This is a genomic window from Prosthecobacter fluviatilis, from assembly GCF_055388355.1.
On the sequence record NZ_AP043782.1, the window covers coordinates 4,560,156 to 4,575,507 of the forward strand.

Annotated in this window: 12 protein-coding genes; all 12 read left to right on the forward strand. The window is 61.4% G+C overall.

Features of this window, described 5'->3' with window-relative positions; genetic code table 11:
* The first annotated feature begins 241 nt into the window (after positions 1 to 241).
* A complete protein-coding gene (gene rsmH, locus ACZ5WW_RS17760) occupies positions 242 to 1,174 on the forward strand; it encodes a 16S rRNA (cytosine(1402)-N(4))-methyltransferase RsmH (protein ID WP_377165784.1) in 933 nt (310 codons plus the stop codon).
* Positions 1,171 to 1,557, forward strand: coding sequence for a hypothetical protein (locus tag ACZ5WW_RS17765; RefSeq protein WP_377165782.1), 387 nt, complete (start codon positions 1,171 to 1,173; stop codon positions 1,555 to 1,557). The genes rsmH and ACZ5WW_RS17765 overlap by 4 nt, the downstream gene beginning before the upstream one ends.
* Positions 1,554 to 3,416 (forward strand): peptidoglycan D,D-transpeptidase FtsI family protein, encoded by a 1,863-nt coding sequence (locus ACZ5WW_RS17770; RefSeq protein WP_377165780.1) that lies wholly within the window; start codon positions 1,554 to 1,556, stop codon positions 3,414 to 3,416. Before ACZ5WW_RS17765 ends, ACZ5WW_RS17770 begins: the two co-directional genes overlap by 4 nt.
* The gene (locus ACZ5WW_RS17775) at positions 3,413 to 4,993 is read left to right on the forward strand and encodes a UDP-N-acetylmuramoyl-L-alanyl-D-glutamate--2,6-diaminopimelate ligase (RefSeq protein ID WP_377165778.1); all 1,581 of its coding nucleotides are present in this window, start codon (positions 3,413 to 3,415) and stop codon (positions 4,991 to 4,993) included. Before ACZ5WW_RS17770 ends, ACZ5WW_RS17775 begins: the two co-directional genes overlap by 4 nt.
* Positions 4,990 to 6,354: a UDP-N-acetylmuramoyl-tripeptide--D-alanyl-D-alanine ligase gene (locus ACZ5WW_RS17780; RefSeq protein WP_377165776.1), complete on the forward strand. Its 1,365-nt coding sequence runs from the start codon at positions 4,990 to 4,992 to the stop codon at positions 6,352 to 6,354. The genes ACZ5WW_RS17775 and ACZ5WW_RS17780 overlap by 4 nt, the downstream gene beginning before the upstream one ends.
* Positions 6,351 to 7,496 carry a phospho-N-acetylmuramoyl-pentapeptide-transferase gene (gene mraY, locus ACZ5WW_RS17785; RefSeq protein WP_377165774.1) on the forward strand — a complete coding sequence of 382 codons (1,146 nt, stop codon included), beginning with the start codon at positions 6,351 to 6,353 and terminating at the stop codon, positions 7,494 to 7,496. Before ACZ5WW_RS17780 ends, mraY begins: the two co-directional genes overlap by 4 nt.
* Positions 7,497 to 7,502: 6 nt before the next feature.
* Positions 7,503 to 8,807, forward strand: coding sequence for a UDP-N-acetylmuramoyl-L-alanine--D-glutamate ligase (gene murD / locus ACZ5WW_RS17790; protein ID WP_377165772.1), 1,305 nt, complete (start codon positions 7,503 to 7,505; stop codon positions 8,805 to 8,807).
* Positions 8,808 to 8,848: 41 nt separating this feature from the next.
* Positions 8,849 to 10,042, forward strand: coding sequence for a LysM peptidoglycan-binding domain-containing protein (locus ACZ5WW_RS17795; RefSeq protein WP_464694172.1), 1,194 nt, complete (start codon positions 8,849 to 8,851; stop codon positions 10,040 to 10,042).
* A 19-nt stretch (positions 10,043 to 10,061) separates the two neighbouring features.
* Positions 10,062 to 11,222, forward strand: a complete 1,161-nt coding sequence (locus ACZ5WW_RS17800; protein ID WP_377165768.1) for an FtsW/RodA/SpoVE family cell cycle protein — start codon at positions 10,062 to 10,064, stop codon at positions 11,220 to 11,222.
* A gap of 14 nt (positions 11,223 to 11,236) precedes the next feature.
* Positions 11,237 to 12,352: an undecaprenyldiphospho-muramoylpentapeptide beta-N-acetylglucosaminyltransferase gene (murG, locus tag ACZ5WW_RS17805; protein ID WP_377165766.1), complete on the forward strand. Its 1,116-nt coding sequence runs from the start codon at positions 11,237 to 11,239 to the stop codon at positions 12,350 to 12,352.
* Between the two features lie 117 nt (positions 12,353 to 12,469).
* On the forward strand, positions 12,470 to 13,588 hold the full coding sequence (locus ACZ5WW_RS17810) for an aldo/keto reductase (RefSeq protein WP_377165764.1): 1,119 nt from the start codon (positions 12,470 to 12,472) through the stop codon (positions 13,586 to 13,588).
* A 47-nt stretch (positions 13,589 to 13,635) separates the two neighbouring features.
* Positions 13,636 to 15,240, forward strand: a complete 1,605-nt coding sequence (gene nadB / locus ACZ5WW_RS17815) for an L-aspartate oxidase (protein ID WP_377165762.1) — start codon at positions 13,636 to 13,638, stop codon at positions 15,238 to 15,240.
* The last annotated feature ends 112 nt before the right edge of the window (positions 15,241 to 15,352 follow it).

Below are 15,352 nucleotides of genomic sequence, written 5' to 3' on the forward strand. Positions count from 1 at the left end.
AATCGGTTTCCCATTGTCGCGACTCTCCCCTCGGCCAGTTCGGTGGGAGCTGTCGTTCGTGAGGAAATGGTTGGCTGGGATTTCTAGACTGATTGAATTTTCTCAAGTCGGCGGGTGGGCTTGGTTCGGTGCTACAGACGCCATGGACGATATGATGCCCTGGGGGCGCGGTACTTTGGTTACACGGCAGGGCGCAGGAGGGGGGATGGGTTCATCGGAGCCGCCACCACCTGAGGCCGCAGTGCGAAATCTGCCCTTCTACCATGCCCCCGTGCTGCTGGCCGAAGTCGTAGCCATGCTGGAACCTGCTCCAGGTAAGCTTTTTTTCGACGGTACACTGGGCGGTGGCGGACATACCGAAGCTTTGCTCCAGCATGGATCGCGGGTGGTGGCCATGGATCAGGACCTCAACGCCCTGAAACACGCCTCAGAGCGCCTGAAGCCCTTTGCCGCCCAGTTCTGTGCTCTGCGCGGTAACTTTCGCAACTTCCCTCAGATCGTTGAAGAAACCGGCGTGTCCGGCTTTGATGGCATGCTGGTGGACATCGGCGTATCGAGCCATCAGCTCGATGATGCCGCCCGTGGATTCTCTTTTATGCGAGACGGTCCCCTGGATCTGCGCATGGACACTGAGTCCTCCCGCACCGCCGCAGACATCGTGAACACCGAAGATGAGGCGGAACTCGTCCGCATCTTTTTTGAGTACGGCGAAGAGAACAATGCACGTCGCATCGCACGGGCCATTCTCAAGGCCCGCACATCAGGCCCCATCCGCACCACTCTCCAGCTTGCAGACATCGTCGCATCCGCCTCGCCCAAGCGTGGCAAACGCCACCCCGCCACACTGGTGTTTCAGGCCCTGCGCATCGCCGTGAATGACGAACTCGCCGCTTTGCACGACTTCCTTGCGGCGGCTCCGCGCTGGCTCAAGCCCGGCGGCAGGCTTGCGGTCATCTCCTTCCACTCGCTGGAAGACCGCATTGTCAAACAGACGCTCCAGCACCTCTCGGCCCCCTTCATCGACCGCCCGGAATGGCCCGAAGCCCGCAAAAACCCGGACTGTGTCCTCAAACTGATCACGCGGAAGCCCATCCAGGCGACCCCGCAGGAAATCGAGCTGAACCCACGCGCACGCAGCGCGGTGCTGCGCGTCGCCGAACGCCTCCCTGCATGAAACCCCGCCCACGCAACCGCTACCGCAACAGCCTCGGCCTTTCCACGATCACGGCGATCCTGATCGTGGTGGCATCGCTCGCGCTGGTCGGCCTTGGCATCGTCGTGAGCAAAAACCGCGTGCGTGCACTGGGCGAGGAGCAGCGCAAGGTCGAAGCCGAAATGCGCCTGCTCAACGCTGAAATCCTGGCGCTGAACAACCGTATTGAAACGATGCTCACACGCGACCGCGTTCAGCCGCGCCTCACCAGCGCAGGCACGCTGCTGCGTCCCATCACGAAGCAAAGCATTCTTCTGCTCAAACCGCTGCCTGAACAGCCGGCGAAAGCCGCTGCACCCGCTGCGGACCCCTCTGTCGCTCAAATCACGTCCAAGGCCCCGTGAGTCAGCCCCTGCCCAATCAAATCCAGCTACGCCGGGATCGTCCGGTCTGCCGCCGCATGCTGCTGCTGCTGTTTGTGCTGCTGGCGGGCTTTTCACTCGTGACGTGGCGCCTCGCAGTCATTCAGATTAAGGAGTCGCCGCGCCTGACCCAGCTCGCAGCGCGCAAATACCAGCGGCATATCGTACTGCCAGCGCACCGCGGAGCCATCAAAGACCTGAGCGGGGAGTACCTCGCGCATGACGAAGACGTTCGCGAGCTCTACACCGACCGCACGCATCTGCGGGAGGTGGTCACCGTTCGCCACCACCTCGCCGCCATCCGGGGTGTGAAGGCGCTCGCTCTGCGCGAACAGCTGGATGATGCAGGCACCCTGGCCGCCTATCACGACCATGTGGCCAAGGTGCTGGCGGGCATTCTGCCCCAGTCCGAGCAGGAAATCCGCAGCCAGCTCGCCTCGGACAAACCCGAAATCGTTCTCGCCAAACAGGTGGATGAAGACACCGCCAAGCAGTGGAGCGAGCTTTTCAAGGACCGCCACATCTTTGGCATCTACATGCGTCCCACAGTGGCACGCCGTTTTCCGGCCCAGGACCGCCTCTCACTCGTTCTCGGCATCACAGACAGCAACAACAGAGGCCGCTGGGGGGTCGAAAAACTCATGGATGCCCGGCTCACGGGCATTCCCGGAGAGCAGCTGATCGAGCGCGACAAGTCCGGTCACGAACTCCCTTCATATCGCAGTCAAGTCATTGAGCCGCAGCATGGTAGCGACGCTCATCTGACCATCGATATGCAGCTGCAGGACAATGTCGAGGCCATTTGTGAGCGTGCCTGGAAGGCTAACAACGCCCGCCGGGCCGTCATCGTCGTCACCGAACCCTCCACCGGCACCATCCTTGCCATGGCAGCCCGTCCGCACCGCGATGCGAGCAACCCCGATGACAGCACCTGGACCAACTACGCCATCGCAGGCGCCTACGAGCCAGGCTCCATCTTCAAGGTCGTCACCCTGGCGGCGGCCCTGGACAACCGCAAAGTCACCCCCGGTGAGATGATCGACTGCGGCAACATGTATTACGAAGATCCGGTGCGCAAAGTGAAGCTCAGCGACGATGAGCCCCTCGGCATGCAGACTGTCAAGGGCGTGCTGGTCCACTCCAGCAACATTGGGATGTACAAAATCAGCAAACGTGTTGGACAGGACATGATGCTCGACTATGCCACAAGGTTTGGTTTTGGAGCTCCCACCGGAATCGGTCTCGTCGGCGAAGAAGCCGGCCGTTTCAATACCGGCAAATGGAGCAACACCACCTATTCACGCATGCCTATTGGATATGAAGTCAACGTCACCCCGCTGCAGATGTGCATGGCCTACGGAGCCATTGCCAACGGCGGTGTGCTCATGAAGCCCCGCCTTATCGACCGGATCGTCAAACCGAATGGCGAAACCGAAGTCATGCCGCCGCAGCCTGTCTGGCAGGTGTGCACGGCCAAAACCGCCGCCTCACTGCGCGATTTCCTCGAAGGCGTCGTCACGGAAGGCACCGGCAAGCGGGCCGCGCTGCCCGAAGTCCGGGTCGGAGGCAAAACCGGCACCACCCGCCGTTACGACCCGGAAAAGAAACGCTACATCGACGGCACTTACCTCACCTCTTTCATTGGCATGGCCCCTATCGACAACCCCAAGCTTGTCTGTCTCGTGATGCTGGACGACCCCAAAGCCGAAAGTTCTGCCATGGTCCGTGGGGGGCGCATCGCCGCCCCCATTTTCTCCGAAGTGGTTCGCGAGACACTCGACCACCTGGCCATTCGCAATGAGCGCCCTCTCAAAGTGGCGGTGAAAGGAGGCGTACAATGAAACTGCGTGACTTCATTCCCCATCTCGACAAGCCCGCTGTTTCCGGCAGCCTCGACACCGAGATCACAGGCTTTGCCTACGACTCCCGTCTCGTCGGCCCCGGCATCGCGTTCGTCGCCATTCGTGGCACGCATGCAGATGGGAATGCTTACATTGGCAAGGCGGTCGAACTCGGTGCTGCCGCAATCATTTCCGAGCAGGCCCCGGCAGAGGACTGCGCCGTGCCGTGGGTGCATGTGCGCCACTCCCGCATCGCGCTGGCCCAGGCTGCGGCAGCCCTTTACGGCCACCCGGCCAAGGCGCTGACCATTGCCGGCGTCACCGGCACCAACGGCAAGACCACCACCGCTTTCCTTCTCCACCATCTGTTCAATTCCGCCCAGATGCGCAGCGGCCTTCTGGGCACCATCTTTTACGATCTCGGTGGCGGCGAGCACGTCCCCGCCACGCACACCACGCCTGAATCCCTCGAAATCCAGGGCCTCCTGGCCAGCATGAGGGACAACGGCTGCCGTGCCTGTGCCATGGAGGTGTCCTCGCATGCGCTGGATCAGGATCGCGTCTTTGGCCTGCCTTTTGCCGCCGCCATCTTCACCAATCTCACCCAGGACCACCTCGACTACCACGGCACGATGGAGAAATACTTCGAGGCCAAGGTGCGCCTGTTCCAGATCACCGCCGACTCGTCTCCACGCTCCGCCCTCATCATCAACGGAGATGACGCCTGGGGGCGCAAGCTCGTGCAGCGTTTTGAGCACACCGGCCGCGTCGTCCGCTTTGGTTTCGGCGTTGGCTGTGAGTTCCGCGCCATCAACGTGCGCTACGACTTCACCGGTACCACGTTTGAGCTGGAGGCACGCGGGCGCAGCTTCCTCGTACGCCTGCCGCTCATTGGCGACTTCAACGTTTACAACGCCCTCGGCGCCCTCGCGGCGGCTCAGGCCGTCGGCTTGAACTTTCGGGAGGCCATCAGAAGCCTCCAGAACGCCCCCCAGGTGCCGGGACGCATGGAGCGCGTGTCCGAAAACTCCCGCTTCCAGGTCTTCGTCGACTACGCACACACGCCGGACGGTTTGGAAAACGCCCTGCGCACCGCGCGTGCGCTGCGTCCACGCCGCCTCATCACCGTCTTTGGCTGCGGGGGGGACCGGGATCGCTCCAAGCGTCCGAAGATGGCTGCCGCAGCAGAGGCCGGCAGTGACATCTGCGTCCTCACCTCCGACAATCCTCGCACCGAAGATCCCCAGCAGATTTTGAATGATGCCAAGGCTGGTTTTGCCCGCCCGCAAAAGCAGGCCATCATCGCGGACCGTCGCGAGGCCATCCTGACCGCTCTCCAAAACGCCCGGGAGGGCGATCTCGTCCTCATCGCTGGCAAGGGACATGAGGACTATCAGGACATTCAGGGCAAAAAGCATCCTTTCGATGACCGCAAAATCGCCCGTGCCATCCTCCATCAGCTCAAGGCTGAACGCGCGGCTGAGCGCGAAGAAAAAGCTGCTGAACGCGAAGCCATGCGCGGCGGGTTTGACCGCCCCCCTGACCGACCAGATCGACCTGACCGATTCAACCGATGATTCCCGTCTCACTCCAGACTCTTGCCCGATTCGCCGCAGGCACCCTGCGCGGCGATGGCACGCGCCTGGTGACTGACGTGAACACAGATTCGCGCAAAATCACCGCCGGGGAGGTGTTCGTGGCGCTGGTGGGGGACAAATTCGACGCCCATGATTTCATCCCCCAGGTGGCTGCGGCGGGGGCTGCTGCCGTCGTTGTCAGCAAAATCAATCCTGCCTGGGGTGCTCTTCCCTGTGCTGTCATCGAGGTGGGGGACACCCTTCTCGCGCTGCAGAGCATGGCGCGCGGTTATCGTGAGCACCACGCCCCGCTCATCATCGGCCTGACGGGCAGCAACGGCAAAACTTCCACCAAAGACCTCACGGCAGTCATCATGGCACGCAAGTGCCAGACGCGCGCCACTCTGGGAAATCTGAACAACCACATCGGCCTGCCGCTGACGCTGCTCTCCCTGCGTGAAGGAGATCAGTGCTGCGTCACCGAAATGGGCATGAACCATCCGGGAGAGATCAAAGTGCTCACCGACATCGCCAGGCCAGACGCCGGCATCATTACCAATGTCGGCATGGCTCACATCGAATACATGGGCACCCAGGATGCAATTGCCTGGGAGAAGGGCACGTTGGCGGCAAACGTGCGCCCCGGTGGCGTGGTCGTGCTCAATGCCAATGACAAATACACTCCGCTCATCGCCCGCCACTGCCAGGCCAGTGTGTCGACGGCGGGTGTCGGCTGCGGTGACGTGGCTGCCTCCGGTCTCCGCGCAGATGCCACGGGCACCACATTCACCCTCGACTTTGCCGGCGAAAAAGTCGAAACACGCCTGCCCATTCTCGGAGAGCACATGGTCGGCAATGCCGCGCTGGCCGCCTGCATGGGCTGGAGGCAGGGCATTGCGCCGGCAGACATCGCCGATGCGCTGAACCAGGCCAGGCTCACCGGAGGCCGCGTGGAGCCCAAGGTGCTTCGCGGCATCCATTTCATTGATGACTCCTACAATGCGAACCCGGACAGCATGATCGCCGGCTTGCGCACCCTCAGCACCCTGGGCGTGTCCGGCTGCCGCCGCGTGGCAGTGCTCGGTCGCATGGGCGAGCTGGGCCCGATCGCTGAAACCGAACATCGCCGGGTGGGCGAGTTTGCCGGAGCGCTCAAGCTCGACGCAGTCTTCAGCGTTGGCGGCAGCGAAGCCGCATGGATCACGGAAGCCTCGAAGGCCGTGCCCTCCGAACATTTCCCCGATCATGCCTCCTGTGCCGCACGGCTCCGCGAATGGCTGCGCGCGGGAGACGTGGTCCTGCTCAAAGGCAGCCGCTCCGCGCGCATGGAACAAGTTCTCACGCATTTTTCCGCTTCATGATGTACTGGCTTTACGAACTCAGGGAATGGCTCACCGCTCATCAATGGATCAGCGATGACGCAGCTCTGTACAAGATTCTCAACCTCTTCAAGTACCACACCTTCCGCGCCGGTGGCGCCGCAGTCACAGCCTTTGCGTTTTCGCTCATGTATGGCGACCGCCTCATCCGCAAGCTGATCTCCCTGAAAATCGGCCAGCCGATCCGCACCGCCGAGGAAGTCCACAAGCTTCATGAGCTCCATGGCAAGAAGGCCGGCACCCCCACCATGGGCGGCATTCTCATCCTTTCGGCCATCGTTCTCTCCACTCTGCTCTGGGCGAAGTGGGACAACATCATGGTGTGGACGGTGCTTTTCACCACCATCGGCCTCGGCGCCCTGGGCTTCCGTGACGATTACCTGAAAATCAGCAAAAAGAACTCCAAGGGCGTCAGCGCCCGCACCAAGCTCATCTGGCAGACATCGGTGGCCATCGTGGCGGGCCTGCTTTTTGCCTATGCTGTGCCAGGGGACAACGGCATCACTCTCCGTGCCCTCTACATTCCATTTGTGAAGGACGCGGTCATCTCTGACATGCAGTTTTTTGCCGTCGCTTTGTTCGCGCTGATCATTGTCGGTGCTTCGAATGCGGTGAATCTCACCGACGGTCTGGACGGCCTCGCCACAGGCTGCTCCATCACCACCTCGCTGGCCTATGCCGCATTTGGCTACGTCTGCGGCAACGCGAAATACTCCGAATACCTCGGTGTCGCCCACAACAGCCTGGCCAACGAGCTGCCCATCGTTGCCATGGCCATGGCTGGTGCCTGCCTCGGCTTTCTCTGGTTCAATGCACACCCTGCCAAGATGTTCATGGGAGACACCGGCTCTCTCGCTCTCGGCGGCTGCATCGCTGCGCTGGCCATCGGCTGCAAGCAGGAGATCGTGCTCGCTCTCGTCGGCGGTGTCTTTGTCATGGAGGCCATGAGCGTCATTCTGCAGGTCTGGAGCTTCAAAAAGCGTGGCAAGCGCATCTTCCGCATGGCTCCGATCCACCACCACTTTGAGCTCGGCGGCTGGCACGAAAACCAGGTCATTGTCCGCTTCTGGGTGCTCTCCCTGTTCTTTGCCATGCTCGGTCTCGCCACTCTCAAGCTCCGCTAAATCCTCATGCGCTTCGCCTCACAGCATTTCGCCATTCTCGGCGCCGGTCGCAGCGGCCTCGGTGCCGCGCGTCTGGCGCGCCTGCATGGCGCGGAGGTGACCATCTTTGATGAGGGGGACAAGGCGAAGCCCGTCGAGGATTTCCGCTGCGTGCTCGGCCAGCCTGCGCGCGACTTGGTCGTCAGGCCCGGCGAGTTTCAGCAGGTCATCATCAGCCCCGGGTTGGATGAACACTGGCCGCTGCCAAAAAAATTCACCGATGCCGGCGTTCCCCTGGTCGGTGAGACCGAGTTCGCTTTCCATCTGACAGACATGCCGCTGGCAGCCATCACAGGCACGAACGGCAAAAGCACCTGCACGGAGCTCATCGCCACTCTCTTCAACGGCTGCGGCATGAAATCACTTCCTTGCGGCAATCACGGCATGTCCTTGAGTGAAGTCGTCGCCAGCGGCGTACGTTATGATGTGCTCGCGCTTGAGATCAGCAGCTTCCAGCTCGAAACCATTCGCGACTTTCGTGCGCGGGCAAGTCTTTGGCTTAACTTTGCGCCGGACCATCTGGACCGCTACCCGGACATGGCGTCCTACTTTGCCGCTAAGGCACGTGTTTTTGAAAACGTCACGGCTGAGGATGTGGCCATCGTGCGTGCAGGGGAGAGCGTGTCCTCTGGGGCGGCGCAGCGCCGGACCTTCTCCGCCTACGGAGCAGAGGCAGACTTCACCTACGGCGACGGCAAATTTTACCATCACGGTGCCGAAATCGGCAGCGCTGGCGGGCTCAAGCTGCGTGGCAGGCACAACATGGAAAACGTCCTCGCCGCACTGATGACCGGGCAGGTCTTCGGTCTGCAGTTCTCCAGCATGCTGAAAGCCATGGAGAGCTACGACCCTCCAAGGCACCGCTGTGAGCTGGTGCGCACCCTCCGGGACCGCGAATACATCAATGACTCAAAGGCCACCAACCTGCACGCGCTCGAGGCCTGCCTCCGCTCCCAGGAGCGCCCCATCGTGCTGATCGCCGGTGGCAAGGACAAGGAGCTCGATTACACCCCCCTGCGTTCCGGGCTCAACGGCCAGGTCCGTGCCATGGTGTTCATCGGAGAGATCGCTTCCCAGCTTCAGCAGACCTTCGGTGATCTGCTGCCATGCCAGTGCGCCTCAGACATGGCAGATGCCGTGCTTCGGGCCACCGAAGTTTCGCAGGCTGGAGATGCCATCATCCTCAGCCCCGGCACCTCCTCTTTCGACATGTTCACAGGTTACGCCCAGCGCGGCGATGTTTTCCGCGATGCTGTGAACGCGCTCCATTGAATTTTTAGACTCCAGATTCCGACAATTTCACCCCAGGTCCTATGAAGATGAAATCCAAGACCAAAGAAACCAAGCTGCTGCTCAACCTCATGGATGGTGAACGGCATCGCCACCGTGTCGCGCTCGTCACGGAGGAAGGTGAGTGGAACCAGCATGAGCCAAACTCAGGCATGGCGCGCATGTTTGTCGTCATGCTGCTGATCCATGTCGTCCTCATTGGCGGCATCATCATCTATGATTTCATGGGGGACGACGAAAAACCGCAGCAGACAGTCACCCAGGCCGCACGTGCTCTGAGCACCGGCAATGGGCTGCCGGTGACTTCACCCGAAGTCATTACCGCCCAGGCACGGGCGGCGGCGGACACCGAGCAGTTTGACAACTATGAGATGCGCTCCGGGGACTCCATCAAGTCCATCGCTGCCAAATTTGGCTCCACCGAGGCGGAGATCACCCGTCTCAATATGATCGACAAAGGTCTGCAGATCGGTCCGGGGACCATGCTGCGTGTGCCCAAGCAGGCCGTTCCGAGCGCCATTCCCGTAAACCCCAAAACGTTGAAGCCCATGGCCGTCACAGAAGACGCGCCCAAGGCCCTGCCTGTGGTCAGAGACCAGCCACCGGCCACCAAGGTTCCCAGTGAGGCTGTGAAACCCTCCGAAGCACCGGCCAGCCTGTCTGCCGCCACCATGGAGCCCATCTCCCTCGTGGCCTTGAACGAAGCCCCTCCCGCAACAACTTCGCTGGTCGCTGCGGCAGACACACCGGCCACCGTTTCCGCGCCGCCTGTCAGCGCCGCGCTCCCGCCTCCTTCCAAGCCCAATGTCGTTTCACTGCTGCAGGAAAACGCACCGCCGGTGGAGTCGGGCAAGCCTGAGGCCGTCCGCCCCCGGGACAGGGATGAGCCGAAGCCCGTGGCCAAGGCAGAAGCCAGGCCGCTCGTGAGGCCGACTCCCGTGCCCCCCCCAACCCAGATGCTCAAGAAGATTGCGGAGGCACCTCCGGCGGCGAAAAAGGAAAAGGCGGAGCCTGCCAAAAAAGTGGCGGCGGACTCCCCGCCCAAAACCGTGCCCAAGGCATCAGCCGCACGCACGCACACGCTCAAGTCCGGCGAGACGCTCTATCGCCTCTCCACGAAGTATGGCGTCTCGGTTGCAGCCATTCAGAAGGCGAACAACATCAAAAACCCCAACGCCATGCGCGATGGGATGAAGCTGGTGATCCCGGCAAAGTAAACGCCCGTTTCCGGCGGACATGGCCAAATATTCCATCCTCCTCTTCATCCTTGCTGCGCTCTCACTGGTCGCGCTGGGCATCACCATGCTTGCGAGTACGACGTTTCAGGTCGCGCATGAAGGTGGGGAGGATTATGTGACCCTGTGGCGCCAGCTTGGCTGGCTGGCGGCCGCAACCGTGGTATGCGTCATCATGGCCGTCGTGGACTACAACGTCTGGATGCGCTGGCGCTGGCACATCTTGGTCGCCGCCGCCGTGCTGCTGGCCCTCTGCTACGTTCCCATGATCGGGGTCAAAATCAACGGTTCCAGGCGCTGGATCGGTCTGCAGGCCTTGGGCGTGGGCGGAGTGCGTGTGCAGCCGTCCGAATTTGCCAAGATCGCCCTCATCATCGCTCTGGCAGGCTGGTTTGGCACCCATCAGGCTCTGACTCGCACTTTCCTGCGTGGTTTTGTCCTGCCGGGCCTCATCCTCCTGGGCATCGTCGCCCTCATCGGCTGCGAATTTGACCTCGGCAGCGCTCTCCTCGCTTCGACGGTCGGTCTGGGGGTCATGTTTGTGGCGGGTACCAAAATGCGCTACCTGGCCATCATCGTCGTCCTTTGCGGGGGCGGTCTCGCTGCGGGCATCAAGTTCCTGCCAAACCGCTTTGAGCGCGTCATGGTCACCTTCGATCTCGAAAACCACAAGGAAGACCTCGGTTTGCAGCAGTGGGTTTCCAAGCTGGCCTTTGGCTCCGGTGGGCTGGAAGGGCGTGGCCTCGGGGAAGGGCGCATGAAGCTTTCCTACCTGCCTGAAGCCCACACCGACTTCATTTTCCCCATGGTTGGGGAGGAACTGGGGCTGCGCGGCACTGCCGCAGTCGTCCTGGCCTTTGCCGTGCTGGTGATGGCGGGAATGGTCGTTTCGGCCTATGCGCCAAACCGGTTTGGCAAACTTTTGGGGGCCGGACTGACTTTTTTGCTGGGAATGGAAGCGCTCTTGAACATGGGCGTGACTACTGCTTTGCTGCCAAACAAGGGATTGCCACTGCCCTTCGTAAGTTACGGAGGGTCCAGTCTCGTCGCCGCGATGGTCGCGGTTGGCATCCTGATCAACATCCACCGCCAGGGCGTCCATCTGACCTGGGATCAGCTTCCCGTGATCCGCAGAAAGCGCCGCTGGACCCCACAGCTTTAGCCTTTTGAAATTGAGTGAAACAGAAAAATTCGAAGTCCATCCACGCGCTTATTGCGTGCGGTGGCACCGGGGGGCATTTGTTCCCTGGCATTGCCGTCGGTGAGGTTCTCGCCTCCCGTGGTCACGACGTAACTCTCCTGATCAGCGAAAAGAAGATCGACACTCTGGCCGCCTCCGGGCACCCGGATCTGCGGTTCGAAAAGATGCCTTTTCTCGCCATGCCGAAACCCTGGTCGCCCAAAATGTTTGGCTTCCTCAAAGGTCTCTGGCAAGGCACCAAGGCCTGCCGCAAGATCATCGCCGATCACGATGTGGATGTGGTGCTCGGCATGGGGGGGTTCACCTCTTTTGCACCGTTGTACGCCGGGCGCAAAGAGGGCTGCCACACGCTGATTCACGAAAGCAACGCCATCCCCGGCAAGGCGAACCGCCTCAACGCACGCTACAGCGACATCGTTCTTTGCGGCCTCGACGCCTGCAAGGATCACTTCCCCAAGCATGGGGACGTCCGCGTCGTCGGCACCCCTGTCCGCAGCAGCATGCGCAAGCAAAACACCGATGACCCGCATGCTTTCTTCAAGCTCGACAAGGACAAGCGCACCCTCCTCGTCATGGGCGGCAGCCAGGGCGCGCGCGGTGTGAACCGCGCCGTCGGCATGGCTCTGGAGCAGTTTGAAAAAATGGGCATCCAGGTCCTCCACATTGCCGGCCCCACCGACTACGAGGAGGTCCGCAACGTTTACGCCAAGATCCCCATGCTCAAGCAACATGTGGCCGCCTTCTGCCACCGCATGGATCTCGCCTATCGTGTGGCGGATCTCGCCATCGCACGCTCAGGGGCCTCCTCCATGTCAGAGCTCGCCTACTTCGGCGTGCCCAGCCTGCTGGTACCCTATCCTCACGCCGCAGAGGATCATCAGACCCGCAACGCTGAAATCTTCGACAAGGCGGGTGCTGCCATGCTCATGCCTGAGAGCGATCTGAACGCCGACACCTTGGCCGATGCCGTGCGCAGCGTCTTCAACGACCCGCGCAAAGCCGGCGAAATGAAAAAGGCGGCCCAGAAGCTCGCGGTGAAGAATTCAGCCGAAAAAATCGCGGATCTGCTGGTCAAGGTCGCGGCCAGTTAAAAGGCTGCCGATTTTGCCAAATCCTGCGCCATCAGCGCCCCGGCTATGATCCCTGTTTGAAACACGGGGCGGAATCGTTATGTATCCACCCCTTCCAAACCCCAACCCGACCCCTTTATGAATCTCACACGAACAGCCTATGGCACCTGGAGCGGCGGACGCTTCATGCACTACGGAGAACAGCTCTCCGAGGAGCATTACATGCAGCTTATGCGCGATTCGTTTGAAAAAGGCGTGCGCACCTTTGTCACGGCGGATGTTTACGGCGTCGGCCGTGCGGACGCCCTGCTCGGCGAGGCGCTCAAAGGCATCCCGCGTGAAGAATACTGCCTCGTCGGCATCGTCGGTCACGACATTTACGAAGGCATCCGCCAAGGTTCCCGTGGCTACCCGCGTTTCACCGACCCCTCCCTGCGCGGTCCGGAAAAGTACTACGACTACCTCAAGATGGCCACCGAGAAGAGCCTGGAGCGCTGCCAGTCCTCCAAGTTTGATCTTCTCATGCTTCACAACCCGGACAGCATCAGCTACACCAGCGAAAAAGTCTGGGATGCCTTCACCGCCCTCAAAACCGACGGCCTCACCGACCGCCTCGGCATCGCCCCCGGACCCGCCAACGGCTTCACCCTCGACATGATCGAGTGCTTCGAGCGCTTCGGCGACCGCATGGACTGGGCCATGATCATTCTGAACCCCTTCGAGCCCTGGCCCGGCCAGCACGTCCTCGGTGCTGCCGCCAAAAACAACGTCGACATCCTCGCCCGCGTGGTCGACTACGGCGGCTTGTTCCATGACGACGTGAAGCCCGGCCACAAGTTCCGTGACGGCGACCATCGCACCCATCGCCCCGGCGGCTGGATCGAGCACGGCGTCGAAAAGCTCGAAAAAGTCCGCCCCATTGCCGAAAAACACGGCCTCTCCATGCTCCAGCTCGCCTGCCTCTGGACCCTCGGCAACACCGCCGTCAAGAGCGTCGTCCCCACCCTCATCCAGGAGCACGGCGAAGGCGCGCGCACCATCGAGAGCAAGCTTGACGATCTCGCCGCCCTGCCCGCGCAATGCCTGTCCTCTGAGGAGATCGAGACCATCCGCCAGATTGGTGACAACACCGGTTGCATGGCCCTCAAAGGCGCCAGCCACCGCCACGAAGGCCAGGAGCCGCGTGCCGATGAATGGCCCATGCGTCCCGACCTGCTCGACCTCGCCACACGCTGGAGTTTGGGCACCAGCTGGTAGTACATTTGCAAGTTGCCGGTTCCGCGACGAAAGAGTCACCCAAATTCATGATTGAGGCAGACTTTATCATCGTCGGGACCGGAGCGGCTGGGTTGGTGGCTGCGCTGCATGCCTCCGAGCATGGCAGGGTGGTCATGATCACCAAGCGTGGCGCACTCGACTCCAACTCAAACTGGGCGCAGGGCGGCATCGCCTGCGTCACGGCTGAAAACGACTCCATCGAAAAACACGTCAGCGACACCCTCGTCGCCGGGGCTGGTTTGTGCAAAGAGGCCGCTGTGCGCACCATCGTCAGCGAAGGCCCCGCCCGCATTGCCGATCTGGTGAAATGGGGCGTGCACTTTGACCAGCGCGAGGCCGTGGACGGCCACCTCGAGTTCGATCTCACCCGCGAGGGCGGCCATACGGCCCGTCGTGTGCTCCATGCGGCAGACGCCACCGGGCGCGAGATCACGGAAAAGCTCCTCGCCACGGTCCGTGCCCATCCCAGCATCACGATCTACGAAAACCATTACGCCATCGATATTCTCACCACGGCAAAGCTGGGGCTGGTCTCCGAAGACCGGGTGCTCGGTTTGTACGTGCTCGATGAAAGCAGCGGCGACGTCCACACCTTCCGCTCAGACCGCGTCATTCTCGCCACCGGCGGCTGCGGCCGTGTTTATCTGTACACCACCAATCCACTTGTTGCCACGGGGGATGGGGTTGCGATGGCCTGGCGCGCAGGTGCCACCATATCGGACATGGAGTTCATCCAGTTCCACCCGACCTGCCTCTATCATCCGCAAAAACGCTCCTTCCTCATCAGCGAGGCCATGCGCGGTGAAGGTGCCCGCCTCATTGGCAAGGACGGTCAGGAGTTCATGCACCGCTACGATCCGCGCGGCTCACTCGCGCCCCGCGACATCGTCGCCCGCGCCATCGACCACGAAATCAAAAAGACCGGCGGCCCCTGCGTCTATCTCGACATCAGCCACCGTTCTCCGGAGTTCATCGCCAGTCACTTCCCGAACATTCAGAAGGCCTGCCTTGATGTCGGCATCGACATCACCAAAGAGCCTATCCCTGTCGTGCCTGCCGCTCATTATCAGTGCGGTGGCGTGCTCACCGACGTGAACGGCGCCACCAGCATCCGGGGCCTCTGCGCCGTCGGTGAGGTGGGGTGCACCGGACTTCATGGCGCCAACCGCCTGGCCAGCAACTCACTCCTTGAGTGCTGCGTCACCGCTCAGCGCGCCGTGGCACACCTCATCAAAAAGATCCCGCAGGGAAAAGTCGCCGAGCAGAGCTACGAACTGCGCCCCTGGCAGACCAGCGGTGTCGTGGAAAATGACGAACTCGTTGTCATCTACCACAACTGGGACGAAATCCGCCGTCTCATGTGGGACTACGTCTCCATCGTCCGCACCAACAAGCGTCTGCAGCGTGCGGCTGCCAGACTTCGTAACCTCAAGCGTGAGGTGCAGGAGTTCTACTGGAACAATCACGTCACCAGCGAAATCCTCGAGCTCCGCAACCTCGTCGAAACCGCCTCCCTCATCGTCGAATGTGCCATCCGTCGCCACGAAAGCCGCGGGCTGCATTACACGCTCGACTACCCAAATACGGACGACACACGCCTGCCTCAGGATTCCACCTTGCGTCGTTATTGAATTGATTGTCAATCTTGTAAAGTTGGCCTCTGCATCGCAAGGACCGGCATATTGAACAGCAATGCAGCTTCCTTTGTCCATGCATTTGCGCAGTTATCCCAACCGACCGCTG

What these genes read in the sequence shown, in the direction of transcription:
- ACZ5WW_RS17765 (WP_377165782.1), top strand. Translation starts at nt 1,171, where the DNA reads ATGAAACCCCGCCCACGCAACCGCTACCGCAACAGCCTCGGCCTTTCC.
- ACZ5WW_RS17775 (WP_377165778.1), top strand. Translation starts at nt 3,413, where the DNA reads ATGAAACTGCGTGACTTCATTCCCCATCTCGACAAGCCCGCTGTTTCC.
- ACZ5WW_RS17780 (WP_377165776.1), top strand. Translation starts at nt 4,990, where the DNA reads ATGATTCCCGTCTCACTCCAGACTCTTGCCCGATTCGCCGCAGGCACC.
- mraY (WP_377165774.1), top strand. Translation starts at nt 6,351, where the DNA reads ATGATGTACTGGCTTTACGAACTCAGGGAATGGCTCACCGCTCATCAA.
- murD (WP_377165772.1), top strand. Translation starts at nt 7,503, where the DNA reads ATGCGCTTCGCCTCACAGCATTTCGCCATTCTCGGCGCCGGTCGCAGC.
- ACZ5WW_RS17795 (WP_464694172.1), top strand. Translation starts at nt 8,849, where the DNA reads ATGAAGATGAAATCCAAGACCAAAGAAACCAAGCTGCTGCTCAACCTC.
- ACZ5WW_RS17800 (WP_377165768.1), top strand. Translation starts at nt 10,062, where the DNA reads ATGGCCAAATATTCCATCCTCCTCTTCATCCTTGCTGCGCTCTCACTG.
- ACZ5WW_RS17810 (WP_377165764.1), top strand. Translation starts at nt 12,470, where the DNA reads ATGAATCTCACACGAACAGCCTATGGCACCTGGAGCGGCGGACGCTTC.
- nadB (WP_377165762.1), top strand. Translation starts at nt 13,636, where the DNA reads ATGATTGAGGCAGACTTTATCATCGTCGGGACCGGAGCGGCTGGGTTG.